The following is a 25,685-nucleotide window of genomic DNA, read 5'->3' as shown; positions in this document are numbered from 1 at the left end:
AGTTCACCCCGTCTTGGGCGTGGCGCGGGCGCCCATGTGCACGTACGGGGAGCCGTCGGCCAGCTCGTAGAAGACGACCGCGAGCCAGTCGGGAGCGTCGGGCTCCTTGCACGCGAACAGCGGCCGCTCGCCGCCCTCCACGGGGACGAGCCTGCGCTTCACCGGCTCCGGCTCCAGCTCGGCCAGCGCCCCGGTGGCCTCCATCGTCAGCCACGGCCCGTCGTCCTTGACCGACACCGTGATGCGGGCGCCGGCCCGCTCGTAGACGCCGGCGTACGGGGTGGCGTCCACCTCGATCGGGGTCTCCGGCGGGGCGGGCATCTGCGGCACGGCGAGGCCGTCCAGCTCGGCGAACAGCTCGGTCGCCACGGCGCGGGTGAAGGCGCCCGAGTGGCCGCCGTTGGCGGTGACGCAGGCGATGGTCCCGGTGCCCGGCACGGCCCAGAGCATGGCGTGCTGGCCGATCGTGTTGCCGCCGTGGGACACCACGCGCTGCCCGCTCCACTCGTCCAGGATCCAGCCGACGCCCCACTGGGGGCCGAGCCCGTGCGGGTTGGGCACGTCCACCTGCGGCTCCCACATGGCCTGCGGGTCGTCGAGCAGCCCGCCCTCCAGGTGGGCCCGCGCGAAGGCGACCACGTCGGCCGGGCGGGCGCAGATGAGCCCGGCCGGGCCGGCGCTGCGCATCAGCCCCCACACCGGGGCCGGCGCGCCGCCGTCCACGTGGCCCATCGCGGCGCGGAAGCGCAGCACGTCCTCGGGCAGCGTCCAGGTGTGGGTCAGGCCGAGGGGCTCCGCGATCTCCTCGCGCAGCAGGGCGTCCCAGGTCTTGCCGCTCAGCTTCTCCAGGACGCGGCCGGCGATGACGAAGCCGGAGTTGCAGTAGGACTGGGTGGCCCCGATGGGGTGGTTCTGGGCCAGGTCGGCGCAGGCCTCGACGTACTTGGCCACGCAGTCGTCGCCGCGGCCCGTGTCGAGGAACAGATCGCCGTCGATGCCGCTGGTGTGGGAGAGCAGGTGCCGCATGGTGACGGTCTTGCTGACCTCGGGGTCGGCCACCCTGAACTCGGGCAGCACCTCGGCGACCGGGGTGTCCAGCGTCAGCCTGCCGCGCTCGACCTGCTGCATGAGCAGGGTGGCCGTCCAGACCTTGGTGATCGAGCCGATCTGGTAGAGCGCGTCGGGGGTGGCCTCGACGCCGGTGGCGGCGTTGAGCGTGCCGGCGGCGACCTCGGTCAGCTCTCCCTCGTGCAGGTACGCCAGCGCCGCTCCTGGCACTTCGTACCGGGCGATCAGCTCGGCGAGCCGCTGCTGACCCATTGCTCCAGCCACGCGATGATCCTTTCGTTGTAGTCGTACCGGTGTGAGGGCCGGCCGTTCAGGATGAACAGGTGGGAGGCCCCCGGGTAGCGCACGAGCCGGACCGGCACGCGGCGCTCGCGCAGTGCGGCGAACCACTGCTCGGCCTGGCCGATCGGGCAGCGGTCGTCGTTCTCTCCGTGCAGCAGCAGGGTGGGTGCGGTGACCTCGCCGACGCGGGTGATCGGCGACTGGGCGGCCAGGTCGCCGTGATACTCGTACGTCTTGAGCAGGTGGCCCAGGTCGGAGGTGCCGGAGATGCTGCTCAGGTCGGTGACCGCGCCGCCCGCGACGGCGGCCTTGAACCTGCCGGTCACGCCGGTCAGCCAGCACGTCATGTAGCCGCCGTAGCTGTAGCCGGTGACGGCCAGCCGTTCGGGGTCGGCGACGCCGTCGGCGACGAGGGCGTCCACGGCGGCCAGGAAGTCCTGGGTGTCGGCCAGGCCCCAGGCGCCCGCGGTCGCCTTGTAGAAGGCCTCGCCGTAGCCGTCGCTGGCGCGCGGATTGAGCGTGAGCACCGTCCAGCCCTGCGCGGCGAGCGCCTGATGGTAGAGGTGGAAGCCGTCGAGCACGGGCGCCCAGGCGTTGTGCGGGCCGCCGTGCACGTCGAGCAGCAGCGGCCCGGGCCCGGTGCGGCTCTCCTCGAGGCTCTCGTCGCGCAGCACGAAGCCCTCGACCTCGGTGCCGTCGGGGGCGGTGAAGGTGCGGCTGACCGGCACGTATGGCTCGATGTCCGCCGGGGTGTGCCGGGTGAGCCGCTCGGGCGTCGTGCCGGCGAGGTCCAGGAGGAAGACCTCGCCGGGGCTGCGGGGCGTGGCGGCGACGTAGGCCACCTTGCCGGCGGCCACGCTCGCGCCCGCCACGCTGACGTCGCCGGGCACCAGCCTGTGCGCGGGGGCGCGGTAGAGGCGGGTCAGGCCGCGGTCGCGGGCGCAGAACAGCAGGTCGTCGCCGTGCGCGGCGGGGACGGCGCCGGGGTAGCCGGGGTGGCCGACCATGACGTTGCGGTCGAGCCCGGTCTCCACCTCGGCGGCGCCGTCCTGGCCGAGCTCGAACAGCCGGACGTGGCCCACCGGCTCGCCCTTCTGCGCGGCCACCACCAGCCGGTCGCCGAGCCACCAGGCGCCGGCGCAGAGCAGCTCGGGGTCGGTCAGCCGCTCGGGCTTCCCGCCGGTCGCGGGCACCGCGTACACGCCGGCGTCGAGCTCCAGGTCGGGGTCGGGCTCCAGGGCCGCGGTGAACACCAGCGTGGCGCCGTCCGGCGACCACGACGGCTCGCCCGCGTGCAGGTCGCCCTCGGTGAGCCGGGTGGATTCGCCTGAGGCGACGTCCATCACGAAGAGGTGCGTGGTGATCCCGCGCAGCAGGCCCGCGCCGTCGGCCTTGTGGTCGAGCCGGTCGGCCACCACGGGCGCGTGCGGGTCGGGCGGCCCGCCGTCGCCAGGGCCGACCGGGCCCGCGTAGGCGATCTTCGTGCCGTCGGGCGACCACACGGCGGGGCCCGCGCCGAGCGGCGCCTTCGTGAGCGGCGCGGGCTCGCCGCCGTCCATGGGCAGCAGGTGCAGTTGCGCGGCGCCGTCCACCGGGCGCAGGAACGCGAGCGTGCGCCCGTCCGGCGACCAGCGCGGCGCGCTGCCCTCCGCCAGCCGGCGCGGCTGCCCGCCGGGGACGGCCAGCCACACCTCGGTGCGGTTCTCGTCGGCCGCGCGGACGACGCTCGTCAGCGTGTACGCCACCGCGCCGCCGTCGGGACGCAGGGCCGGATCGGAGGGGACGGCGAAGCCGTACAGGTCGTCCAGGGTGAGACGTCGCATATGCGAACCGTAGGCCACCGGCATCGGCCCTGCTTCGGCCTCCCGGACGAACGCCCGGCCCCTGGTTGTGCCCCGCTACAAGCGGCCGGGGAACCAGGTGGTCCCGCCGGTCGGGGAGAATGACGGGGCGAACGTTAAGGTTAAGATCCCCCGCCGGTCCCCGGCGCCTGATTTCCCCCGAGTTTTCCCGAGAATGGATGGTTCAAGCATGGTACGCACGCCGGAACGGCAGGTGGCCGTGTTCGGTGCCGGTTACATCGGTCTGGTGACCGGCGCCTGCCTCGCGGAGCTGGGTCACCGGGTCGTGGTCCGCGACATCGACCCCGGCAAGGTCGCCCTGCTGCGCTCCGGCGACGTGCCGATCTACGAGCCCGACCTCGGCGACATGATCGCCAGGAACAAGGAGCGCCTGTCCTTCACCACCGACCTCGGTGAGACGCTCGACGGCGCCGAGATCGCGTACGTGTGCGTCGACACCCCGCCGTCCGCCTCGGGCGACGCCGACCTGTCGCGCGTCTGGTCGGTCGTGCGCTCCCTCGAAGGCGCCGAGCACCTGCGGGCGGTCGTGATGAAGTCCACCGTGCCGGTCGGCACCGGCACCCGCGTGCGGGCCGCGCTCGACGAGGCCGGCCTGTCCCACGTCGGCTACGCCGCCAACCCCGAGTTCACCGCCGAGGGCAGCGCCGTACGCGACTTCATGCGGCCCGACCGCATCGTCATCGGCTCGGCCGACGACGCCACCGCCGCCCTGGTCGCCGAGCTGCACGAGGGCATCGAGGGCCCGGTGGTCGTCATGGACGTGCGCTCGGCCGAGATGGTCAAGCTGGCCTCCAACGCGCTGCTCGCCACGAAGATCAGCTTCATCAACGAGATCGCCACGCTGTGCGAGAAGACCGGCGCCGACGTCGAGGAGGTCGCCCGCGCGGTCGGCCTCGACCACCGGCTCGGCCCCCACTTCCTGCGGCCCGGCATCGGCTGGGGCGGCTCCTGCTTCCCGAAGGACTCCGAGGCGCTGCGCCAGCTCGCCTCCAACACCGGCTACCACCTGCAGCTCCTGTCGGCCGTCATCGAGGTCAACAACCTGCAGAAGCGCCGCGCGATCCAGAAGCTGAAGGACGAGCTGGGCACGCTCACCGGCATGCGGGTGGCGCTGCTCGGGCTGACGTTCAAGCCGGGCACCGACGACATGCGCGAGGCCACCAGCACCGTGCTGGCCGGGCGGCTGCTGGCCGAGGGCGCCGAGGTGCGCTGCTGGGACCCGATGGCGCGGCCGGCCGAGGTCGAGCCGTGGACCTCCACCACCCGCCTCGCCACCCCCGAGCTGGCCGTCGAGGGCGCCGACGCGGCCATCGTGGTCACCGAGTGGCCGCAGCTGAAGGAGGCCGACTGGGCGGGCATGGCGGCGACCATGCGGCGTCCCGTGCTGTTCGACGGGCGCAACCTGCTCGATCCGCGGGAGATGCGCGGGCTCGGCTACACCTACATGGGGGTCGGCCGCCCCTGACCCACGCGGCGGAATAATCCGTTGCGGTTCGTTGCTGACGACCGCACTATGAACATCATGTTCCCGCTCGCCCACCTCGCGACGCCCGCACTGCCGGGCGCGTCCGGGCGTGCCTGCGACGGCCTGGAGCGCCGACCTCTTCCCGTAAGTCCCTGAAGTGACCCGGCGGGGGGAGGTCGAACCGGCCCACACGGGTCACTCACTCCGCAGGTTTCAGGGAAAGGGAACCGATGGCCAAGCAGGCCTACGTACGCAACAAGCCGCATCTCAACATCGGCACCATGGGTCACGTCGACCACGGCAAGACGACGCTGACCGCCGCCATCACGAAGGTGCTGGCGCAGCGTGGGCAGGCGACGTACACGCCGTTCGAGCGGATCGACCGCACCCCGGAGGAGGCCTCCAGGGGCATCACGATCAACATCTCGCACGTCGAGTACGAGACCGACACCCGCCACTACGCCCACGTCGACATGCCGGGCCACGCCGACTACGTGAAGAACATGATCACGGGGGCGGCGCAGCTCGACGGCGCGATCCTCGTCGTGTCCGCGCACGACGGCATCATGCCGCAGACCAAGGAGCACGTGCTGCTGGCCAAGCGGGTCGGCGTCGAGCACCTGGTCGTCGCCGTCAACAAGGCCGACGGCGCCGACCCCGAGCTCGTCGACCTGGTCGAGCTGGAGCTGCAGGAGCTGCTCGCCGAGCACGGCTACCGCGACGTGCCGATGGTGCGGGTCTCCGGGCTGCGGGCGCTGGAGGGCGACCCGGTCTGGACGGCCTCCGTCGAGGAGCTGCTGCGGGTGGTGGACGAGCACATCCCCGTGCCCGTGCGGTACGTGGACGCGCCGTTCCTCATGCCGGTCGAGAACGTGCTCACGGTCACCGGCCGGGGCACGGTCGTCACCGGCGCCATCGAGCGGGGCACCGTCCGCGTCGGCGACACCGTCGAGGTGGTCGGGTTCGGCGAGGGGTTCACCGCCGTCGTCACCGGCGTCGAGACGTTCGGCAAGACGATGGAGCAGGGCGAGGCCGGCGACAACGCGGCCGTGCTGCTGCGCGGGATCCGCCGCGAGCAGGTGCGGCGCGGGATGGTGCTGGCCGCGCCGGGCAGCCAGCGGGCGCTCGGGGCGTTCACGGCCCGGGTCTACCTGCTGACCCCGGAGGAGGGCGGCCGGCGCAAGCCGATCGCCTCCGGCTACCGGCCGCAGTTCTACCTGCGCACGACCGACGTGCCGGGTGAGCTGACCCTGCCGGACGGCGTCGAGAGCGCCGCCCCCGGCGAGACGGTGGAGGTGACGGTGACGCTGGGCAAGGCGGTCGCGCTGGAGGCGGGGCTCGGCTTCGCCATCCGTGAGGGCGGCCTCACGGTCGGCGCGGGCACCGTCCTGACCGCCTGACCCCCCTGAACGGCCGTCCCGGTCATCACGACCGGGACGGCCGTTCTCATGGGCGCGTCCTCACGCGGGGGTGAAGCGGAGGCGCAGGGTGGCCGGTTGGGGGTGCAGGTCGTAGGCGGGCAGGGGGCCTGGGCCGCAGGTGGCGGTGCCGATGCCCTGGTGGGCGAGGTCGAGGTGGAGGTGCAGGCGGTCGCCCGGCACCAGGTCGGGGCGGTGCCGGGCGGCGGTCAGCTCGGCAGCGCTCCACCGGCGCGCGGTCAGCCCGAACGCGGGCTCGCCCGACACCCGGATCCCGCCCTGCTCGCCGGTGAGCACGGCCCAGCGGACGTCCGCGCGGTGGCCGTTCTCCTGCGGGTACACGTACGGCGTCTGGAGCTCCTCCACCGTGGCCGACCAGCGGCCGACGCGGGCGGCCATCCCGGTGTCCTGGTACGACTCCCCCGGCCCCGGCCCGAACCAGGTCACCCGGTCCACGGCGGCGCCGGGCAGCGTCATGTCGACGCCGAGCCGCGGGATCGGCCCCGGCCACTCGCCCTCCGGCTCGATCTCCAGGGCCAGCCGCAGCCCGCCGTCGTACGTCCACCTGTAGGTCGCCCGCATCCCGAGGTCGGTGGCGGCCGCCGCGACCCGCGTCCGTACGACGAGCTCGTCGCCCACGCTGACCTCGTCCACGCGGTGGGTGAGCCGGTGCAGGCCGAGCGCCCGCCAGCGGCCCTCCAGCCCGCCGTAGCGGTCGTTGTCGGTGGGCGCCCGCCACAGGCCGAGCCTGGGCCCCTCGACCTCCAGCCCGAACAGCCGCACCAGCCGCCCCGACGCGTCGAACGCGCAGTCGCCGGCGGTGATCAGCCCGTCCCTGGTGAACGCGGTCGTGCGGGACGCGGGCGCGGGTGTGGCCGCAGCAAGCCGGGTCTGGCCCCAGGCGACCTCGTGCCCGGCCGGCGCCCACGGCTGGTCCTCGGCCAGCTCGGCCCGTACGGTGAGCCACCGCTCGCCCTCGGGCCCGCCGCCCGCGCCGGGCAGCGCGACCTCGCCGCCGTCCGCCGGCACGCCGAGCACGTGCTCGGTCACCGTCTCGCCCTCCACCTGCACGGTCGCGGTGAACCGGAGATGGGACAGGTCGCGGAAGCCGTACCCGTTGACGACCCGCACGACGTCATCGCCGTCGAACGTGAAGCGGACCGGCTCGAACACCTTCTTCAGGTCGGTCAGGCCGGGCGACGGCGTCCTGTCGGGGAAGACGAGGCCGTCGATGACGAAGTTCGAGTCGTGGACGGGCTCGCCGTAGTCGCCGCCGTAGGCGTACTCGTGGACCGGGTGGGCGATGCCGTGGTCGATCCACTCCCAGATGAACCCGCCGGCCAGCCGGGGGTGGCGCTCGAACAGCTCCTGGTACTCGGCGAGGCCGCCGGGCCCGTTGCCCATGGCGTGGGCGTACTCGCACTGCAGGAACGGCAGCGTGCGCCGGCGCGCGTCCAGCTCGGGGTCGTCGAGCGGGTCCTCCTCGCGCTTGCCGATGAGCTCGACCTCGGCGTGGGAGGCGTACATGCGGGAGTAGACGTCGGTGTGGGCGCAGGAGCGGTCGCCCTCGTAGTGCAGCGGCCTGGACGGGTCGCGCTCGCGCGCCCAGTCGGCCATGACGGCGAGGTTGCGGCCCACGCCCGCCTCGTTGCCGAGCGACCACATGATGACGCTGGGGTGGTTCTTGTCGCGTTCGACCATGCGGCGCATGCGGTCGAGCAGCGCGTCGGCGTAGCGGGGGTCGTCGGTGGGGTTGGCGCGCCAGCCGACCTCCCAGAAGCCGTGCGTCTCCAGGTCGCACTCGTCGATCACCCACAGGCCGAGCTCGTCGCACAGGTCGAGGAAGCGCGGGTGGGGCGGGTAGTGGCTGGTCCTGACCGCGTTGACGTTGTGCCGCTTCATCAGCAGCACGTCCTCGCGCATGGTCTCGTACGGCACCGCCCGGCCGTGCTCCGGGTGGAACTCGTGCCGGTTGACGCCCTTGAGCAGCAGCGGCCTGCCGTTGGCGAGCAGCACGCCGTCCTCGATGGAGATCGTCCTGAACCCGACCCGCAGCCGCACGGTCTCCCCGTCGCCGGCGACGACGGCCTCGTACAGGCGGGGGGTCTCGGCGGTCCACGGCTCAGCCTCGACGGTGATCTCGCCGCCCGGCTCCAGGCCGGTCACGCCCAGCTCGGGGATGCTCAGCGGGCCGGGACCTTCGAGGTAGGCGAGCACGCCGCGGCCGTCGCGGTGGTCCGCGCGGACGTACACGTCGGCGGTGGAGCTGGTGAGCGTGACGTCGCGGAAGATGCCGGGCAGCCACCACATGTCCTGGTCCTCCAGGTACGTGGCGGCCGACCACTGGTGCACCCGTACGGCCAGCACGTTGCGGCCGGGCCGCAGGTAGGGGGCGGCGTCGTACTCGACGGGCAGCCGGCTGCCGGTCGAGAAGCCCAGCTCGTGGCCGTTGAGCCAGACGCGGGCGAACGACTCGGCGCCCTCGAACCGCAGCCGCCCGCCCTGCCGCCCGCCCTGCCGTCCGCCCTGCCGCCCGCCCTGCCAGCCGTCCGGCAGCTCGAAGACGCGGCGGTAGTCGCCGGTCGGGTTCTCGCCGGGGACGTGCGGCGGGTCGATCGGGATGGGGAAGGAGACGTTGGTGTAGGCGGGGGCGCCGTGGCCGTGCAGGTTCCAGTGGGACGGGACGGGGAGGTCGTCCCAGCCGGAGTCGTCGTAGCCGGGGGCGGTGAAGTCCTCGGGGACGTCGGCGGCCGGCGACAGGCGGAAGCGCCACGTGCCGTTGAGGCTGATGGCGGGGGCGTCGGAGTGGAGGGCCGCGCGGGGGGCGAGCCGGCCCGAGCCGGGGGTGAAGGTTTCGAGATCCATCGCCGCTGAGCCTAGAGGTTGGGGGAGATTTCGTCAGCGATGGGGTCCTTCGTCCGGACTGTACGGGGGTCACGGGCCGGAGGCGGCCAGGTAGCCCGCCAGCAGCGCCTCGGCCACCGCCCCGACCGCCTCGTCGTCCGGCAGGAACCGGGGGCTGTGCAGCCCGGCCACCGTGTCCACGCCCACGAACATCATCAGCGACGACGCCACCGCGCCGTACCTGGCGAAGTCGTCGGCCCCGCACGAACGCAGCTCGTCCGACACCGTCCACCCCTCATGCCGCAGCCGCTCCCCCGCGCGCAGCGCGAGGTCGTGGTCGTTGATGAGGATCGGCTCGCCGGGCAGGATCTCGACGTCGGCCGTGCAGCCGTACGCGCGGGCGGTGTCCCTGATCACCTGCCTGAACCTGACGTGCAGCTCCTCGCGCCAGCTCTCCGACATCGTGCGCAGGGTGCCGGTGGCCAGCGCCTCGCCGGGCACGGCGTTGGGGGTGGTGCCCGCCATGACCGTCCCGAACGTCACCACCGTCGGCACCATGGGGTCGGCGGCCCGGCTGACGAGCTGCTGCGCGGCCACGATCACCTGCGCCATCGCGAGCACGGGATCGCGGGTCAGATGCGGGTACGCCGCGTGCCCCTCGGCCCCCGTGACCCGCACCCTGAACTCGTCGGACGACGCGTTGACCGGCCCCGGTGTGCAGGCGATCGTCCCCTCCTCCAGCACCGGCTGCACGTGCGCCCCGACCATCGCCCGCAGCTCGTGCCGGTCCAGCGCGCCGGACCGCACGACGTCCTGCGCCCCCGACGGGTACGTCTCCTCGCGCGGCTGCAACACCACCAGCAAGGGCATCGGCTCCGCCCCACCCACGACCTCGGCGACCGCCTCGGCGGCCCCTGCCATGGCGGCCTCGGCGACCTCCTCCACCACTCCGGTGGCGGCGGGGCGTGCGGAGGATCCGCCGGCGGGGTCCGCGTCCGTGACCGCTTCCGCGGCGCCCTGGGCGGCGGCTTCCGTCAGGACCTCCCGGGCCTCCGCCGGGCCGCCGGCGGCGACCGTGGCGACGGCGCGGGCCAGGGCGACCACGGCGGCCAGGTGCACGTCGTGGCCGCAGGCGTGCATGGCGCCGTTGGTGGCGGCCCACGGCACGCCCGTACGTTCGACGATCGGCAGCGCGTCCAGCTCACCCCGCACCCCCACGGCGGCGCCGGGTCCGCCGACGCGCAGCACGGCTCCGGTGCCCGCCACGTGCTCGACGAGACCGTCGGGCAGCGCGTCGAGCACCTGCTTGAGCGTCGGCCCCTCCTGCCCGGACACGCGGGGCGCCGCGTGCAGTTCGCGGCGCAGGGCGACGGCCGCCGGCAGCTCCCGCCGCAGGGCGGCCCGCAGCGCCGCCTCCAGCCCCGCCGCCCGATGTCCGTTCCCGGCCGCTCGTGCTGCCCCCGTCACCGTCTCTCCTCTCCATCGAATATGTGCAATGTCCGCATACGTGCCCTTATGGCCGTCCCATACCCGTCCCCAAAGGAACGTCAGCCGCCCAGGCCGTACACGCGGCGCGCGTTCTCCGCGCCGATCATGGTCGCGACGCGCACCGCCTGCGCCACCGACCACTCCTCCTCCAGCACGAACTCCCCGAGCACCCGCGCCATCCCCCTCCGCCACAGCAACGCGCCGAGATGGTGCAGCTCGGCGGGCCCCCACGCGTCGGACGAGTAAAGGATCTTCGCGAACGGCGCCACCTCCAGGCTCTCGGCCAGCAGCGCGGAACCGCGCGCCCCGACGTGGGTGAGCGCCAGCCCCACGTCGAAGAACACCGCCGGGTACGCCTGCGCCAGATACCCGGCGTGCCGCTGGAAGGGGTAGCAGTGCAGCAGCAGCAACGGCACCCCGGTCGGCTCGGCCAGCTCGATCAGCCCGCGCAGCAGCAGCGGGTCGGACCGCTTGAGGTCGATGTCGGGGTCGCCGTACCCGATGTGGAACTGCAGCGGCAGCCCCCGTTCGAGTCCCGTCCAGATGAGGTGACGGACGAGCACGGGGTCGCGCAGCCGCCCGCCCTCCTCAAGCCACCGCCCGGCCGCCGCCGCCACCTCGTCGGCGGACGGCGGCGCCGGATCGAAGTCGAGCCCGCACCGGTAGGCGGCGACGGTCTTGAGCCCGCGCGCGTCCCCGGTCCGCTCCCACAACGCCTCGGCGAACCGCCGCCCGAACTCCCCCGCCCCGCACCCGGCGGCGGCCAGCTGCTCGGCCACGCTCTCCAGCCGCACCACCTCGTCGGCGGGCGCCCCGCTCGCCTCGGCCATCCCGGAGGGGCCGAGCAGCTCCTCGGCGCGGTAGCCGGTCTCGACCAGGAAGTGCCCGACGCCGGACGCGCCGAGCAGCAGCCGGTTGGCCTCGTGCGCGCCGATCCTGGCCCGCCTGGCGAGGTACTCCTCCGGCGGGCAGAACGGTTCGAGGCCGAGCACGGGCGCGCAGTGACGCAGCACGGCGAACCCGAGCTGGGAGTCGAAGCGGGTCATCCAGTCGGGCACCGGCCGGTCGGACTCGCCGAGCAACTCCTCGAACGCGGTGCGCGACAGGTCGTGCGAGGTGGCCCCGTGCACGTGGTGGTCCACCAGCGGCAGCTCCTCCAGCACGCGGGCCAGCCCGGCGGGCACGACTTCGAGCTCCATCGACATCGCCGGTCCTCCCGATCAGACGGCGCTGATTCGATCTCGTACCCGCCCGCCGAGGCCCCCAACACAGGGGCGGGCCCCCGGGAGACGTTCCCAGGGGCCCGCTGAAAGGGGAAGATCAGGCGGCGGCCCTGGCGGTCAGGGCCACCGTCGCCTGGCGGGTGACGCCGTTGACGGTGACGGCCACCGTGACCTGGCCGGGCCGCAGCGCGGTGAGCGTGCCGGTGGCCGGGTCGAGGACGGCGACGTGCCGGGGCCTGGCCGAGGCGCGGCCGCCGACGTGCAGGTTGGGCGAGCCCGACCAGGTGACCGACACCGGGTAGGCGGCGGGCACCGTCCGGCCGTCCTGGACGACGGACGCGCTGACGGCGGCGGGCCTGCCGACCGCGACGCTCGCGGGCGCGGTGAGCGTCAGCTCGTCCACGTGCGGGCGCACCTGCGTGCCGATCCAGGTGGGCGCGTCGGTGAACCAGCTCCGCCTGACCAGCTCGGCCTCGGCCTTGCTGACCGGGTCGACGCCCCAGAGGGACCAGCCGGTGAAGCCGCCGTCGTCGGGCGCGGTGGCCGGGTTCTTGCCGGAGTTGCCGTTGATGACGTACGGCACCGCGTCCACGTGCTCGGCGTGGAACGTCCCGACGTGCCCGCCGACGAACGCGGCCCCCTTGCCGGTCTCGCGCTGGAAGGCGGCCAGCCAGTCCTCGACCAGCGCGGCCTCCTTGCGGTCGCCGAGCTGGCTGCCCTTGCCCGGCGTGGGGTCGCGCGGCGGCACGTGGAACAGCACCGCGACCGACCCGATCGAGGCGTCCTTCGCGGCCTGGTCGAGCTGGTCGCGCAGCATCGCCACCTGGTCGAAGCCGCCGCCCCTGAGGGTCAGGCGCGAGGTGTCCAGCGTGATGAAGCGGGTGCCCTTGTGGTCGAAGGTGCGGTAAGTGTCGCCGAAGACGGCCTTGAAGTTGTCGATCTGGCCGCCCATCACCTCGTGGTTACCCGGGATGTAGTGATATTTCACCGTCCCGCCGAGTTCCTCGTCGAGGATCTTCTTCGCCAGCGCGAAGTCCTCCGGTGACGCCTCGTCCACCAGGTCACCGTTGACGATCAGGAAGTCCGGCTTCGCGGCCTTGATCTCGCGCAGCGTGCGCCGCGCGTTCTTCACCAGGTCGCTGTCGGGGTCCCTGGCCACGAACTGCGCGTCCGACATGACCGCGAACCGCCACGGCATGTCCGCCACGTCCGCCCTGACCACCGGGTCGGCGACCTTGGGCGCGGCCGGGGCCTCCACCGACGGCGGCACCTTGGCCACCAGCCCGTCGATCATGATCTCGTTGGTGTACGAGGCGTCGGCCTTGGTCTCGGCGACGTAGAAGCGGCGCAGCTTGAGCGGGTAGTTGACGCCCGGCGGCACCGGGAACTCGACGTAGCGCCAGCCGGTCCACGTCATGTACGGCCCGCGCAGGATCTGCGACTGCCCGAGCCCGTCGTAGAACTCCAGGCTGGGCCACTCGCCCTTGCCGGTCGAGTTGATCCACAATCCGAACGCCTGTGGCTGCCCCTCGACGACCAGCTCCCCGGGCGGGGCGGCGTAGGCGGCCCTGGTGGCGGTGGAGGTGGTGAAGTCGTAGGAGAGCTTCAGCCCGCCGCCGTCGTGGCCGGGCGCGGCCGACAGCGAGCCGGTGGCGCGGGCTGCGGCGAACGTCCACTTCGCCGCGTCCTCGAAGTCGGCGACCTGCTTGTCCTCGAACCCGACGGTCACCGGCACGGCGGTGCTGAGCTTGCCGACCTTGGCGGTGATCAGCCCGGAGCCGGTGGCCTGGCGCGCCTTGACGGTGAAGTAGCCGTGCTCGGCGGCGGTGACCTCGAAGAGGTTCTTGTCGTAGGAGAGCTTGAGGTCGGCGGGCTCGATGGGCGCGGAGTTGCCGTTGCGGTCGTAGCCGACGACGCCGAAGGCGGCCGTGCCGTCCTGGCCGGCGATGCCGACGCGGTCGGCGGTGGCGCCGAGCCGCTCCAGCGGCTGCAGCACGGTCAGCTCGATCTCGCCCTTGGCCTTGCCGCGGGCGGCGGTGACCGTGGTCTGTCCCGGCAGCAGGGCGTGGAAGCGGCCGTCGCGGACGACCCCGTGCACGGCCGGCTTCGCGCGCCAGGACGGGGTGCCGGCGGCGGGGCCGTACGTCTCGTCGTAGCCGGCCGCGGTCAGCCGCCTGGTCAGGCCGGGGAAGACGCGGTCGGGACGGCCGCCGCCGACGGGGGCGGCGCCGGGCGCCTTGGCCGGGTCGGAGGCGGTCTCCACCCAGAAGCCCTTGAGCTTGCCGCTGCCCTCGGGCGCGTAGAGGGCCAGGCCGTTGGGCACGTGGCGCTCGCCGCCGTCGGACGGGCTGTTCTCCACCTGCACGTCGGCGGAGCCGGGCTCGCGGGCCAGCATCGTGGAGGAGCCGCCGCCGTCGAGGTTGAGCGCGTCGGCCGCGCCGAGCTCCTTCATCATGGCGGCCAGCTCGTTCAGGGTGACGCCGCGGCTGTCGGCCTGGCGGCCGTCCACGGTGAGCAGGTACATCTTCCTGCCGTCGGCGGAGAAGCCGACCGCGGTGCGCGGGTGCGCGGCGGTGTCGGTGGAGTTCTGCACCACGCCGTCCTTGAGCAGCACCCAGTTGCCGCCGACGGCCGCCTTGACGGACGTGCCGTCGGATGGCTTGGGCTGGTACTTCACCTCCACCTTGTCGCCGGGCTGGAGCGCGGCCACGGCGGTGGCGCCCGCGTCGCGGCCGAGCAGGATCGTGCTGCCGGCCGGGATGGGGCCGCTGCCCGCGGCGTCGCGTACCTCGGAGACCACGCCGTCCACCAGCACGGCCTCGGCGACCGCGGTGGCGCCCTCGACGGCGCGGGCCCGCGTGTACGAGCCCCACAGCGGCGTGAACAGCCCGACGCCGTCGCGCTGGACGATCTGGTTGAACTGGGTCAGCGTGATCGGCGCGCCGCCGGCGGGGGTGGCGGTGCCCTCGAAGTACATCGCGAGCACCCGGCCGACGCCGTCGCCGGAGATCGCGACGGCCTTCTCGTGGCCGGCGATCGGCGACTGGACGAGCGTGCCGTTCTGCACGCCGATGCCCTGGGCGGCGCCGGAGTTGTTGATGTCGAAGAAGTCACCGTTGACGGCCGCGACCGCGCGCGAGCGCTTGGCCGGGCCGGACAGCGGCTCGGTCTTGGACACCTCGCCGGAGAAGACGTAGTCGGCCTTGACGCTGCCGAGGTCGGCGGTGACGGCGTCGGCACGCAGCCAGCCGAGCTCGTCGAAGGTGTCGAAGGAGGTCAGGGAGAGGCCCGGCGCGACCGGCCGGGTGGTCTTGGCGGTCTCCAGCCGCCGGCCTTCGGAGGCTTTGGCGAGCAGCGTGGAGGAGGCGGGGTAGGACGACGCCTGGGACGCGTCCTCTGCGGGAGAGACGGGATCGGCCTGCGCGGGCGCGCTGATGGCCACGGGGGCTAACACGAGCGCGGCGGCGGCCAGCAATCGGAGGGTCTGCACGCCCCGAATGCAATCGCTCGTGGTTATAACTTTCAAGGCTTTGACATGAACTAAAAGAAAATTTCAGATCTTGGTGGCCACACGCTCCCCCACCGTGTCCCCCGGAGGCTCCTCCTCCTGCCCCGCCAGCTCCGGCAGCCGGACGCCCGCGTGCAGCACCAGCGGCACCGCCAGCGCCACCACCATGGACAGCACCGCCGTCCCCGAGTCGTTGACCAGCATGCCGACGACGCCGCTGGCCAGCGCCCCGAGCAGCCCGGCGCGCAGCATCGGCAGCCGCTCGAACGCCAGCGGCACCACGCCCGCGCTCACCTTGCCGGGCCGCAGCACGGCGAAGATCAGGAAGATCAGCCCGGCCATGACGATCGGCATGAGGTTGGGCGAGAGCAGGGTGTTGAGCATGGCGCCCAGCTTGCGCGCGATCATCGGCAGGAACGTGCCGTCGAGCACCATCCCCACGAACCTGCCGAGGTGCGTCTGCGCGGCCGGCGGGCGCAGGTGGTCGAGGACGGCGATGACCGACACGGCCACCCCGCCGAGCACGCAGAACCCGGCCAGCTTCAGCAGCGACACCTTGCGGCCCGCGACCAGCAGCGCGGTCACCGCGATGCCCGGCACGAACGCGATCACGCCGCCGAAGTCGCTGCCCACGCCGGGCCAGCCCGCCAGCAGCATCGCCACCACGCCGGACGCCACCACCCCCGCCACGGCCGCGCGCGGCCGCCCGGCGCGTACGAGATGCTGGGCGGCGATCGCCGAGCACATGAGCACGGAGGTGACGAGCAGCGCGAACGGGATGTTCGCCAGGCCGTAGAAGCGCCCGCCGACCACGGCGGTGTAGCCCATGAGGCTGTTGAACTGCAGCGTCGTGCCGGTCAGCAGGTCGGCCACGAGCACGGCCGCGGTGATCGCGGTGACCGCGGCGGGCGGGCCGAGCGGGTCGCGCCGCCACGGGCCGAGCAGCGCCACGGCGGCGATCGTGGCCGTCATGGCCAGCACCGCGCCGATCAGCGTCGCCACCGGGTAGGGGCTGCGGTCCCACGGCAGCACGTTCACCGCGTACGTCGCGACGGGCACGCAGGCCGGCACGACCGCGACGGTCCCGACCAGGCCGAGCCTGCGACGCTTCGACAGCAGGAGGTACGCCCCCACGTAGAAGGCCACCTGGAGGATCGCGTAGGCGGTGAAGAACCAGCCGGTCATGCCGCGTACGGAGGTGCCCGCCACGTCGGCCCTGACCAGGTCGGCGGGCGTGACGGGGTCGCCGAGCCGCCACGGCACCCCGACGACGCCGGACGGCGGCGTGATGCCCGCGGCGCCCAGGAGCGTGGGCGTGATGTCGGGCAGCACCACGAGGTCGTCGCGCATGGTGGAACCGGCCCCGATGGACGGCCCGGCCTCGCCGGTGACCGCGTCGGTGCCCGCCCGCCGCCACAGCACGGCGCGCAGGTGCGGCACCGAGCCGTGGTCGCCGATGCCGGCCAGCACGACCTCGGTGTCCGCGGGCAGCCGGTCGAGCGCCGCGCCGACCTCGGCGTCGGCCTGGCGGGCCAGCTCGCGACGCTGCTCGGGTGAGATCACCTCGGGCTCCTGCGGCAGCCTGCCGTCTTCGAGGTACGGCTGCACGAGCGCGGCGACGTCGACGGCCAGCACCCGGCAGCGCGTCCAGTCGGAGAGCCCCGCGGGCTCGGAGGCGTAGAGGTCGACCCTGCCCTGCTGGTCGGCCAGCGCCACCGCGGCGCCCCTGCCGACGGCGGCCGTGCAGTGGCCCGCGGCGTGCACGGCGCCGCCGAGCGCGCCGGCGTACATGCCGTTGGTGGTGGCGCGCAGCTCGGGCACCTCGGGCACGACGGCGCCCGCGCCCTGCGCGATCGGCTCGGGCGGCAGGCCGCAGCGGCGGTCGACGGCCTGGCGCACGCCCGCCGACACGCTCAGCCACCCGTCGTACGGGCAGGTGACGGTGCCGACGGCCTTGACCGAGAGCGACCCGAGCGCGCTCTGCCCGGCCAGCTCCCACATGCGCGGGGTGTCACGCGGGTCGAGGTCGTCCCAGAGCAGCCCCGGCACGCCGATGAAGGCGACCCTGCCGCCCTCCGGGGCGGCATCGGCGGGGGGCGTGACCCATAACCCCGCGAACAGCACCACCAGGAAGAGCACCCACCGCACCGTCAGCCCCCATGGCTCACCGACTCCAGACCGCGGGACACCCTACAGTGCGGGACCGTCAGACGGCGCGCTCGACGGTGATGAGCCTGGTCAGGGCTTCGTCGTAGAGCGGATCCAGCCAGTACGCGGTGTGCCGCCGGGCCTCGGGCAGCGGCTCGCCAGGGCCGGGCCTGCGCGGGTCCCAGCAGAACCGGTCGACGGCGTCCTGCTCGCCGCCCGCCAGGGGGTCGACGCGGCGGAAGACGGGGCCGCCGATGGGGTCGCTGAGGCGGTAGAGGTTGCACCACGTCACCGCCTCGCGTACCGCCGTCAGTTCCCTGCCGCCGAAGTAGGCGGGGAAGTAGGCGGCGTACAGGCGGCGCAGCGGCGAGCCGTGCGTGAGCAGCCGCACGCGCCGCCGGGCCTGCGGATCGAGCTGCAGCACCACGGCGGCGGCGATGACGCTGCCCTGGCTGTGCCCCGACAGCACGACCTGGTCGCCGTCCTTCGCGGCCAGCCTGCGGACCCTGGCGACCAGCTCGGGCACCACCCGCTCGGTGTAGCAGGGCGGCGCGAGCGGGTGGATGGCGCGCGGCCAGAACGTGGCGATGTCCCACAGGATGCCGATCGTCCTGCGCAGCCGGGCGTCGCTGTACGTACGCCGCCCGACCAGCACCAGCGTCACCACGGCCGCCACCATGACCCAGCCGCCCGCCGAGGCGAGCATGCCCGAGACGCCGCCTCCTGGGGTGAAAGGACCGAGCCGGTGCAGCACGGTCACCACCGCCGACCCGGCCGCGCCGAGCGCGGTGAGCACGCCGAGCACCAGCCCGGCCCGGTCGGTGAGCGCGGCCAGCGCCCACGCGCTCGCGACCGTCTCCGCGTCGTCACGCTCGCCGTAGTAGGGCTTCAGCTCGGGCGCCAGCCGGGCCGCCGCCGCCTTCCTGATCAGCCAGAGCACGCCCGCCAGCGCGAGGAGGCCGAACGCGAGCAGCGGCACCAGGGCCGCCGTCCACCAGGCGGAGTCGTCGATCAGCAGCGCCCGCCCCAGCGGGCCGGGCTCCGCGGCGGTGCCGGGGACGCCCAAGAACGCGGCGGTCCAGAACAGCAGGCCGAGCGCCAGCACGTTCGCGGCGCCCACGGCCACCATGAGCACGAACCAGGCCGCCATCCCGGCCATCGCCCGCGGCCCGCCCTCCTCGTCCTTGGCGGCGCGGGCCAGGGCGAAGGTGGTGATCAGGAGGAACAGCCCGAGGCCGACGGTGAGCGCGTACTGGAACGCTCCAATGCCGACGCCGGGGAGTTGCCAGGCGAGCGTGCCACCGTCACCCGGCTCAAGACCCGCCAGCGCGGCGCCGGCCGTGGCGACGAACACCACCGGCGCCGCCACCCGCAACGCCCGGCACGCGGCGTCGAGCAGCACCGGCGTACGCCGCCCCGCCTGCGGATCGACCCGGCGGGCGATGCACGGCAACGTCACCAGCACGACGGCGGCGACCAGGATCGCCGCATTGGCGACGGTCAGCACGAGCCCCAAGGCCGTACCGGCGAACGGCGCCACCACCGCCACCCCGATGGAGGCGACGGCGAAGGCCACATGCACCACCCGCAGCCGCCACACCGGCGCCCCGCCATGCCACAGCCTCGGCCTCCCCAACAGCACCCCGCCGCCGGGCCGCACACCACCACCCGGCCGCTCCTCCACCCTTGGCTCCGCGCCACCACCCGGCCGCTCCCTCACCCGCGCATCACCCGGCCGCTCCCCCGCGGCCGGTGCGGGGGGTGGGGTGTCGTCCGTCTGGGTGCGCGGAGCCGGGACGCCGGCCGCAGGTGGGGTCGCCGGACCGTCCGGAGGGCGGGTGTTCTCGTCGCGGCGCCACGTGCGCCGGGCGAGCCACCACAGCAGGACCACGAGCGCCAGCGGCAGCAGCGACGTGACCGCCAGCCGCCTGGACGGCTCGTCGCCCCAGAGGACGGCGAGCCACCGCACCCAGACGGGCGCGGTGTCGGCGGCGCAGGCCCGGCCGGAAGCGGTGCACTGCCAGCCGATGAGATCGACGCCGACCCGGGTGACCGCGCCGACCAGCGTGCCGGTGAGCAGCAGCGCGAACAGCCGCTGCCCCGCCTCGGTCACGTGCCGCAGCCGCCTGGCCCCGGCGGGTCTGGGGAGCATGAAGTAGGCCAGGTTGGCGAGCGAGAACGGCAGCAGGAGCAGCCACAGCGCGATGGCCCGGCCCCCGGAGGTGAGGTTGCCCCACGCGTAGGCCTCACGGTGACGCACCCCCGGCACGTCGGCGTGCTCTCCGGCCGGCGGCCCGCCCTCCCACCAGCGGCGATAGAACCCGGTGGTGCCGTCGCCCGCGACGAGCCTGGGGTGGGGATGCGCGAGGATGCCGGCCGGCGGCGTGCCCGAGACGCCGTGCACGCGCAGCTCGGTCACACCGTCGTAGGTCTCGTCGAGAAAACCGTCCACCAACCCAGCATCTAATCACTTACTGTGATTGGTCAAATACTCGTCGTGTTTACGGCCATGGTCACGCTGCGGCAAACATGGCAAAGAGGAGTATTCCGGGGCGCTTCGCTTCACCGCCGCTCAGGTGGGAACGAGGACGCTGTGGCGTCCGTACGGGGGTGCGGGGGTGCCCGATGGGCGAGGGGGCGGAGAGCCTGAGAGACATCATTCGCAGACGCGACGACAGGGAAGCGCCGCAGGAGCGCCCTGCCGAGGGGGACGACGGGCGCCTCAGCGAGGCCAGGGCGCACTGGATCGACCGCGACACGGTGGTGTGGCCGGGCGAGCCGGCCTGCCAGGAGGGCGCGTTCCTGGTCTTCCACCCCGGCGACGTGCCGTGGGGCCACGGCGAGCAGGACTGCGGAGCCTGCCTGATCCGGCTGATGGCGGGCAGGCTCACCGGGCAGCAGCGCGTCAGGTGGCCGCACCTGGCCGGGCATCCGGCGTACAAGGTGGATCCGCAGGACGCCGACCTCGTCCCTGAGGCGTTGCGCGGCCAGGTGGTGGCCGTGCGGCGCGATCCCGAGGGCCGGGTCGAGGCCGTCACCGGCGTGCAGCTGCCCGGCGTCCTCGACGACCTGTACGCGGCCGCCGCCGACGCCGTGCTGGGGCCTTCGGGGAGGATGTTCCCGAAGCTCGCGGTGTGGGCGCCGACCGCGCGGAAGGTCGAGCTGGCCCTGTACGGCCCCGCGGGGCGGCGGGTGCACCGCATGCGGCGCGACGACGAGACCGGCGTGTGGACGGTGCACGGGCCGCCCGCGTGGTGGGGGCTGGAGTACACGTACCTGGTGACCGTCTACTCGCCCGAAGCGGGGGCGGTGGTGACGAACGAGGTCACCGACCCGTACGGCGTGGACGTCACCGCCGACGGCCGGCGCAGCAGGATCGTCTGCCTGACCAGGGCGGCGCTCAAACCGCCCGGCTGGGACCGGCGCGCCGCGCCGCCGCCGGTGCCGCAGCACCGGGCGGTGATCTACGAGCTGCACGTCCGCGACTTCTCCGCCGCCGACCCGACCGTGCCCGAGGAGCTGCGCGGCACGTACGCGGCCTTCGCCCTCGACTCCGACGGGACGCGCGAGCTGCGCGCCCTGGCCGCCGACGGGGTCACGCACGTGCACCTGCTGCCGGTCTTCGACGTGGCGACCATCCCAGAGCGGCGCGAGGACCGTACCGAGCCTCCCGCCGGCGAGCTGGCCGCGCTGCCGCCCGACTCCGAGCGGCAGCAGGAGATCGTGGCCCGCACCGCCGCCAACGACTCCTACAACTGGGGCTACGACCCGCTGCACTACACGGTGCCGGAGGGTTCGTACGCGACCGACCCGGACGCCCGCGTCCGCGAGTTCCGCGCCATGGTGGCCGCGCTGCACGACGCGGGGCTGCGCGTCGTCATGGACGTCGTCTACAACCACACCCACTCCACCGCCGTGCTCGATCCCATCGTGCCCGGCTACTACCACCGGCTGCTCGACGACGGCTCGCTCGCCACCTCCACCTGCTGCGCCAACACCGCCCCCGAGCACCTCATGATGGGCAAGCTCGTCGTCGACTCCGTCGTCACCTGGGCCCGCCACTACCGCGTCGACGGCTTCCGCTTCGACCTCATGGGCCACCACCCGAAGTCCAACCTGCTCGCCGTCCGCCGCGCGCTCGACGCGCTCACGCCCGCCGCCGACGGGGTCGACGGGAAGTCGATCATCCTGTACGGGGAGGGGTGGAGCTTCGGCGAGGTGGCCGGTGACGCCCGGTTCGTGCAGGCCACCCAGGCCAACCTGGCGGGCACCGCCATCGCGACGTTCAACGACCGGCTGCGCGACGCGGTGCGCGGCGGCGCCCCCTTCGACGCCGACCCGCGCGTGCAGGGCTTCGGCTCGGGCCTGGCCGGCGCGCCGAACGGCGCCCCCGTCAACGGCGGCCCCGACCAGCAGCGCGAGCGGCTGGCGCGCTACTGCGAGCTCATCAGGATCGGGCTCACCGGCGCCCTGGCCGGTTACGTGCTGCCGTCCGGGCGGGCGGGCTCGGAGGTCTGGTACAACGGCATGCCCGCCGGGTACACCACCGCGCCGGGCGAGGCGGTCGCGTACGTGGACGCGCACGACAACGAGACCCTGTACGACGCGCTGGCCTACAAACTGCCGCAGAACACGCCGATGGCCGACCGGGTGCGCATGCAGGTGCTGTCGCTGGCTGTGGTGCTGCTGGCGCAGGGCATGGCGTTCCTGCACGCGGGCAGCGAACGGCTGCGCTCGAAGTCGCTCGACCGCAACTCCTACGACTCCGGCGACTGGTTCAACCGGCTGCTGTGGGACTGCGCCCAGGGCAACGGCTTCGGCGCCGGGCTGCCGCCGCGGCGCGACAACGAGGCCCGCTGGCCGTACGCCCGCCCGCTGCTCGCCGACCCGTCCCTGCGGCCCGGTCCCGCCGACATCACGGCCGCCCGCGCCATGGTCGGCGAACTGCTGCGGATCCGGTCCTCGACGCCGGCCTTCGCGCTCGGGACGGCCGAGGAGGTGCGGCGGCGGCTGACGTTCCCCGAGTCCGCCGAAGGGGTGATCACGATGCGCATCGACACCTCGGGCCTGGACGAGCGGTGGCGGTCGGTCATGGTGGTCTTCAACGCCACGCCGTCACCTCAGGCTCAGGCCGCCGCGTCGCCCGTGACGCTCCATCCCGTCCAGGCGGAGTCGGCCGATCCGGTCGTACGGTCGTCGTCGTACGACCCGTCCACCGGCACGCTGACCGTTCCGGCCCGCACGGTCGCCGTCTTCGTGGAGCCGTAAAGGGTGGTTCGTCCGCGTTGGAGTGTGGCTGTACGGGGTAGAGGGAACGTTCATCGCATCACTGGCAATGAGCCGCACGACGGCGCAGACTGGATAGACGGCGATCGCGTGGAGCAGTGGAGCACCCGTGGACAATCACCTTGATCACCTGCCGGTCCTTTCCCGTGGCAGGCATCGCAACCCGAAACGCGGTGCCTGCTTCATGGAACTCGCCTCCTACCTGGCCGGCGAGCGCTGGAGCGACCACCCGGCCTGCACACATCCGCTGCTGGCCGCGCTCGCCAGGCTCGTCAACGACAACACCGACGACGAGAACCGGGCCAAACTCGTCCATCTCGTACCGTCCATCATCGGTCTGAACAGCGACGACCTGCACGTGGACGCGCACATCGCGCTGCGCTGCGCCACCACCGCCCTGCCGGTCGCCGCCGCCGAACGCCAGCTCGCGCTGGCCGTGTCGGTGCTCGCGGCCGAGGAGATGCTCGCCCGCCTCGACGGGGCGCCGTCCGGGCGGATGAGCGAGCGCAGCCGCCGCGCGATGGCCGAGGTCCCGCACGCGGCCGAACAGGCCCGGCGCTTCAGCCGCGCCGCCCGCATCACGGAGAAGGGCTTCCGCCGCTACGCCGCCCCGAACGCGGTGCAGCTGGCGGTGGTCGGCATCGTCCAGGCCTGCATCCCGGACCCGGACGCCCTGCTCCGCAGGCTGCTGGAGGAGACCATCGACGAATGCGCCACCCTCATGCGCCCCGCCACGACTGAAGCTCCGGCCCCAGCCCACGCCTGACACGTCAGGACCGCAGCCTCGTTCTCCGGGTGCGGGGGCATCCCCCGCGCCCGACACCTGGCCGCGGCCCACCACCGCCGGCAGAGCCACTGCGCCGTCGCACACGTCGGACTCGGAATTCACCAGGGGCGCGTCGTGACTTCACGCCCTTTGGTGGCCGACAGCGCATTCGTTGGTTGCGGCGACAGCACCAAGGCAGGCCATCGGCCTGCATTCCCATCGACGGTTCTGGCCTTTCCTACGCCCGAGATCAGGAACCCGGCGGGGCGAGGGGAGGTCATGAGATCGGAGTTCGCGCCCGAAGATCAAGCAATCGCCACGGCTCAGATCACCTCTCGGACGAGTTCCGCCAATCACTGATCAGCTCGTGAACCCGCCGCCCACTGATCCTTTCCCGCGCGAATCGCTGACTTGCGCTCTCTCGTCGAGCTTTGCGATACCCACCCCGCAGCCTGTGAGCATCGGGCACCTTCGCAGGGCCGTCCGGCACCGTCCGAGGGTCGCCGACGGGCGGTTGGACCGGTCGTCGATAGACGGTCCGACCGGTCGCCGAGAGACGATCGGAGCGGTCGTTGAGAGACGGTCGGAGCGGCGTCACCGTCCATGACCGGGCGAGCACAGAACGCCGGAAAGCCCGTCAACACCGCAGGTCAGGCAAGGCTCGCCTTCGTTGCGGATCTTGTGGAGCATATGCCACATTTTTCATGAGAGATCCGAAATCGGAGGAAAACGTATGACGATCGAGCTCGCTCGTCCGCACTCTCCCGAGCAGCACCACACCCACCGGGACGTGACCGGTGGATGGCTGCGGCCGGCGGTGTTCGGGGCGATGGATGGGCTCGTGTCCAACTTCGCGCTGATAGCCGGAGTGGTCGGCGCGGCGGGGGCCGGGCAGGGGGCGGTGCTGGCCGGGTTCGCGGGGCTGTTCGCCGGGGCGTGCTCGATGGCGGCCGGCGAGTACACGTCCGTGAAGTCCCAGACCGAGCTGATGCGGGCGGAGATCGCGGTCGAGCGCCGCGAGCTGGCCCGCAACCCGGTCGGTGAACGCGCCGAGCTGGTGGCGCTCTACCGCTCGCGGGGCCTCGACGCCGAGCTGGCCGAACGGGTGGCCGACGGCCTGTCCGCCGACCCCGAGCAGGCGCTGCGAGTGCACGTCCGCGAGGAGCTCGGCGTGGACCCCGACGACCTGCCGTCCCCGTACGTGGCCGCCGGCTCGTCGTTCTGCGCCTTCGCCGCCGGCGCATTGGTGCCGCTGGCACCGTTCCTGTTCGGGGCGTCCGGGCTGATGGTGGCGCTGCTGGTGAGCGTGATCGCCCTGTTCGGCTTCGGCGCGGTCGTGGCGGTCCTGACGGCCCGCCCATGGTGGCTCGGGGGTCTACGCCAACTCGCCCTGGGCGTCGGCGCCGCCACGGTCACCTTCGGCCTGGGCCACCTCCTGGGCGTCGCCATCGCCTGACGCGTGAGCCGTACGGGCTGGGCTAACGACACCGCCCCCGCACCACGCGAACGCGCGAACGCAGCACACCGCGCGTTCGCGTCGTGCGGTCAGGGGCGGGTGGAGGTGGCGAGTTTGAGGCCCAGAGCCACCAGGGCCACGCCGGTCAGGGCGTCCACCGCGCGGCGTACGCCCGGACGGGCGAACAGTTTGCGCAGGGCTCCCACCACGTTGGCCACCACCAGGAACCAGGCGACCGTCCCGACCAGCGCCGCCGCCGAGAGCGCCACCACCGGTGCCCCGGCGCCGAGGAACTGCGGCACCAGCGCCACGAAGAACAGGGCGGCCTTCGGGTTGAGCACGTTGGTCAGGAAGCCCTCCATGAACGCGGCCCCCGGCCCCCGCCCGCCCGCGTCCGGGACGTCCAGCCGCAGGGTGCCGCCACCGCGCCAGGCCGCGAGCAGCGACCGTACGCCGAGATAGAGCAGGTAGGCCGCGCCGACCACCTTGACGACGGTGAAGGCGGCGGCGGATGCCGCGAGCAGCGCGGCCACCCCGGTGGCTGCGGCGACCACCCAGGCGAAGACGCCCACCGCGATTCCAGAGGCGGCGGCCATCCCGTGCACGCGACCGGAAACGGCCGAACGCCGCACGACCACCGCGAAGTCAGGCCCAGGCGACATCGCCCCGAGCACCACCACACCACCAAAAGCCACAACCTGCCCCAAAGCCGTCACCCGCCCACCCTACGACCTCCCCTCCACCAACCCCCACCCACTGCCGAGCCTCCTTCACCCACCCCGGGCCAACGAAGCCGGCCAGTCCAACTTCCGATGAGGGAAGCCGGCATCACCCCGCCGGAAGGCAACGGGACCCACCTCACCGAGCCCCG

The 25,685-nt window shown here is 73.4% G+C and carries 14 protein-coding genes; 5 read left to right on the top strand and 9 right to left on the bottom strand.

The genetic code is table 11. The features are described from left to right. Positions 1-3: 3 nt before the first annotated feature. A complete protein-coding gene (locus AB0K28_RS31380) occupies positions 4-1,332 on the bottom strand; it encodes a serine hydrolase domain-containing protein (protein ID WP_364377173.1) in 1,329 nt (442 codons plus the stop codon). Next, the gene (locus AB0K28_RS31375) at positions 1,293-3,173 is read right to left on the bottom strand and encodes a S9 family peptidase (RefSeq protein ID WP_364377171.1); all 1,881 of its coding nucleotides are present in this window, start codon (positions 3,171-3,173) and stop codon (positions 1,293-1,295) included. Before AB0K28_RS31375 ends, AB0K28_RS31380 begins: the two co-directional genes overlap by 40 nt. Before the next feature lie 208 nt (positions 3,174-3,381). Between AB0K28_RS31375 and AB0K28_RS31370 the strand changes: the two genes are divergently transcribed. Both AB0K28_RS31370 and tuf read left to right on the top strand, forming a co-directional pair. Beyond that, positions 3,382-4,677, top strand: coding sequence for a UDP-glucose/GDP-mannose dehydrogenase family protein (locus tag AB0K28_RS31370; RefSeq protein WP_364377169.1), 1,296 nt, complete (start codon positions 3,382-3,384; stop codon positions 4,675-4,677). Positions 4,678-4,907: 230 nt separating this feature from the next. Beyond that, positions 4,908-6,077 carry an elongation factor Tu gene (gene tuf / locus AB0K28_RS31365; RefSeq protein WP_364377167.1) on the top strand — a complete coding sequence of 390 codons (1,170 nt, stop codon included), beginning with the start codon at positions 4,908-4,910 and terminating at the stop codon, positions 6,075-6,077. A gap of 60 nt (positions 6,078-6,137) precedes the next feature. Here the strand turns inward: tuf and AB0K28_RS31360 are convergent, their stop codons facing one another. From AB0K28_RS31360 to AB0K28_RS31335, 6 genes are all read right to left on the bottom strand, one after another. Next, positions 6,138-8,960, bottom strand: a complete 2,823-nt coding sequence (locus AB0K28_RS31360) for a glycoside hydrolase family 2 TIM barrel-domain containing protein (RefSeq protein WP_364377165.1) — start codon at positions 8,958-8,960, stop codon at positions 6,138-6,140. 69 nt (positions 8,961-9,029) lie between these two features. Then, the gene (locus AB0K28_RS31355; RefSeq protein ID WP_364377163.1) at positions 9,030-10,406 is read right to left on the bottom strand and encodes an amidohydrolase; all 1,377 of its coding nucleotides are present in this window, start codon (positions 10,404-10,406) and stop codon (positions 9,030-9,032) included. 80 nt (positions 10,407-10,486) lie between these two features. Further along, on the bottom strand, positions 10,487-11,632 hold the full coding sequence (locus AB0K28_RS31350; RefSeq protein WP_364377161.1) for an amidohydrolase family protein: 1,146 nt from the start codon (positions 11,630-11,632) through the stop codon (positions 10,487-10,489). A 115-nt stretch (positions 11,633-11,747) separates the two neighbouring features. Then, complete coding sequence (locus tag AB0K28_RS31345) at positions 11,748-15,140, bottom strand: phosphodiester glycosidase family protein (RefSeq protein WP_364377159.1); 3,393 nt, start codon at positions 15,138-15,140, stop codon at positions 11,748-11,750. A gap of 63 nt (positions 15,141-15,203) precedes the next feature. Further along, complete coding sequence (locus tag AB0K28_RS31340; protein WP_364377157.1) at positions 15,204-17,306, bottom strand: hypothetical protein; 2,103 nt, start codon at positions 17,304-17,306, stop codon at positions 15,204-15,206. A 58-nt stretch (positions 17,307-17,364) separates the two neighbouring features. Next, a complete protein-coding gene (locus AB0K28_RS31335; RefSeq protein WP_364377155.1) occupies positions 17,365-19,758 on the bottom strand; it encodes a hypothetical protein in 2,394 nt (797 codons plus the stop codon). A gap of 173 nt (positions 19,759-19,931) precedes the next feature. Between AB0K28_RS31335 and pulA the strand changes: the two genes are divergently transcribed. The 3 genes from pulA (at position 19,932) to AB0K28_RS31320 (ending at position 24,814) form a co-directional block, all read left to right on the top strand. Further along, positions 19,932-22,574, top strand: coding sequence for a pullulanase-type alpha-1,6-glucosidase (gene pulA, locus AB0K28_RS31330; protein WP_364377153.1), 2,643 nt, complete (start codon positions 19,932-19,934; stop codon positions 22,572-22,574). A gap of 202 nt (positions 22,575-22,776) precedes the next feature. Next, complete coding sequence (locus tag AB0K28_RS31325) at positions 22,777-23,358, top strand: hypothetical protein (protein WP_364377151.1); 582 nt, start codon at positions 22,777-22,779, stop codon at positions 23,356-23,358. 733 nt (positions 23,359-24,091) lie between these two features. After that, positions 24,092-24,814 (top strand): VIT1/CCC1 transporter family protein, encoded by a 723-nt coding sequence (locus AB0K28_RS31320; RefSeq protein WP_364377149.1) that lies wholly within the window; start codon positions 24,092-24,094, stop codon positions 24,812-24,814. 89 nt (positions 24,815-24,903) lie between these two features. On the opposite strand, the gene AB0K28_RS31315 is transcribed toward AB0K28_RS31320, so the two are convergent. Continuing rightward, entirely contained in the window at positions 24,904-25,476 is a 573-nt protein-coding gene (locus AB0K28_RS31315) for a LysE family translocator (RefSeq protein WP_364377147.1), read from the bottom strand. Positions 25,477-25,685: the final 209 nt, after the last annotated feature.

Origin of the sequence: Nonomuraea sp. NPDC049504, assembly GCF_040676845.1 — a bacterium.
In the GTDB taxonomy this organism is placed as follows: Bacteria; Actinomycetota; Actinomycetes; order Streptosporangiales; family Streptosporangiaceae; genus Nonomuraea; species Nonomuraea salmonea.
Note: the sequence above shows the minus strand (reverse complement) of the source record. Positions and strands in the feature narration are given on the sequence as shown.

What these genes read in the sequence shown, in the direction of transcription:
- AB0K28_RS31375 (WP_364377171.1), bottom strand. Translation starts at nt 3,173, where the DNA reads ATGCGACGTCTCACCCTGGACGACCTGTACGGCTTCGCCGTCCCCTCC.
- AB0K28_RS31320 (WP_364377149.1), top strand. Translation starts at nt 24,092, where the DNA reads ATGACGATCGAGCTCGCTCGTCCGCACTCTCCCGAGCAGCACCACACC.
- pulA (WP_364377153.1), top strand. Translation starts at nt 19,932, where the DNA reads ATGGGCGAGGGGGCGGAGAGCCTGAGAGACATCATTCGCAGACGCGAC.
- AB0K28_RS31315 (WP_364377147.1), bottom strand. Translation starts at nt 25,476, where the DNA reads ATGTCGCCTGGGCCTGACTTCGCGGTGGTCGTGCGGCGTTCGGCCGTT.
- AB0K28_RS31350 (WP_364377161.1), bottom strand. Translation starts at nt 11,632, where the DNA reads ATGTCGATGGAGCTCGAAGTCGTGCCCGCCGGGCTGGCCCGCGTGCTG.
- AB0K28_RS31360 (WP_364377165.1), bottom strand. Translation starts at nt 8,960, where the DNA reads ATGGATCTCGAAACCTTCACCCCCGGCTCGGGCCGGCTCGCCCCCCGC.
- AB0K28_RS31370 (WP_364377169.1), top strand. Translation starts at nt 3,382, where the DNA reads ATGGTACGCACGCCGGAACGGCAGGTGGCCGTGTTCGGTGCCGGTTAC.
- AB0K28_RS31325 (WP_364377151.1), top strand. Translation starts at nt 22,777, where the DNA reads ATGGAACTCGCCTCCTACCTGGCCGGCGAGCGCTGGAGCGACCACCCG.
- tuf (WP_364377167.1), top strand. Translation starts at nt 4,908, where the DNA reads ATGGCCAAGCAGGCCTACGTACGCAACAAGCCGCATCTCAACATCGGC.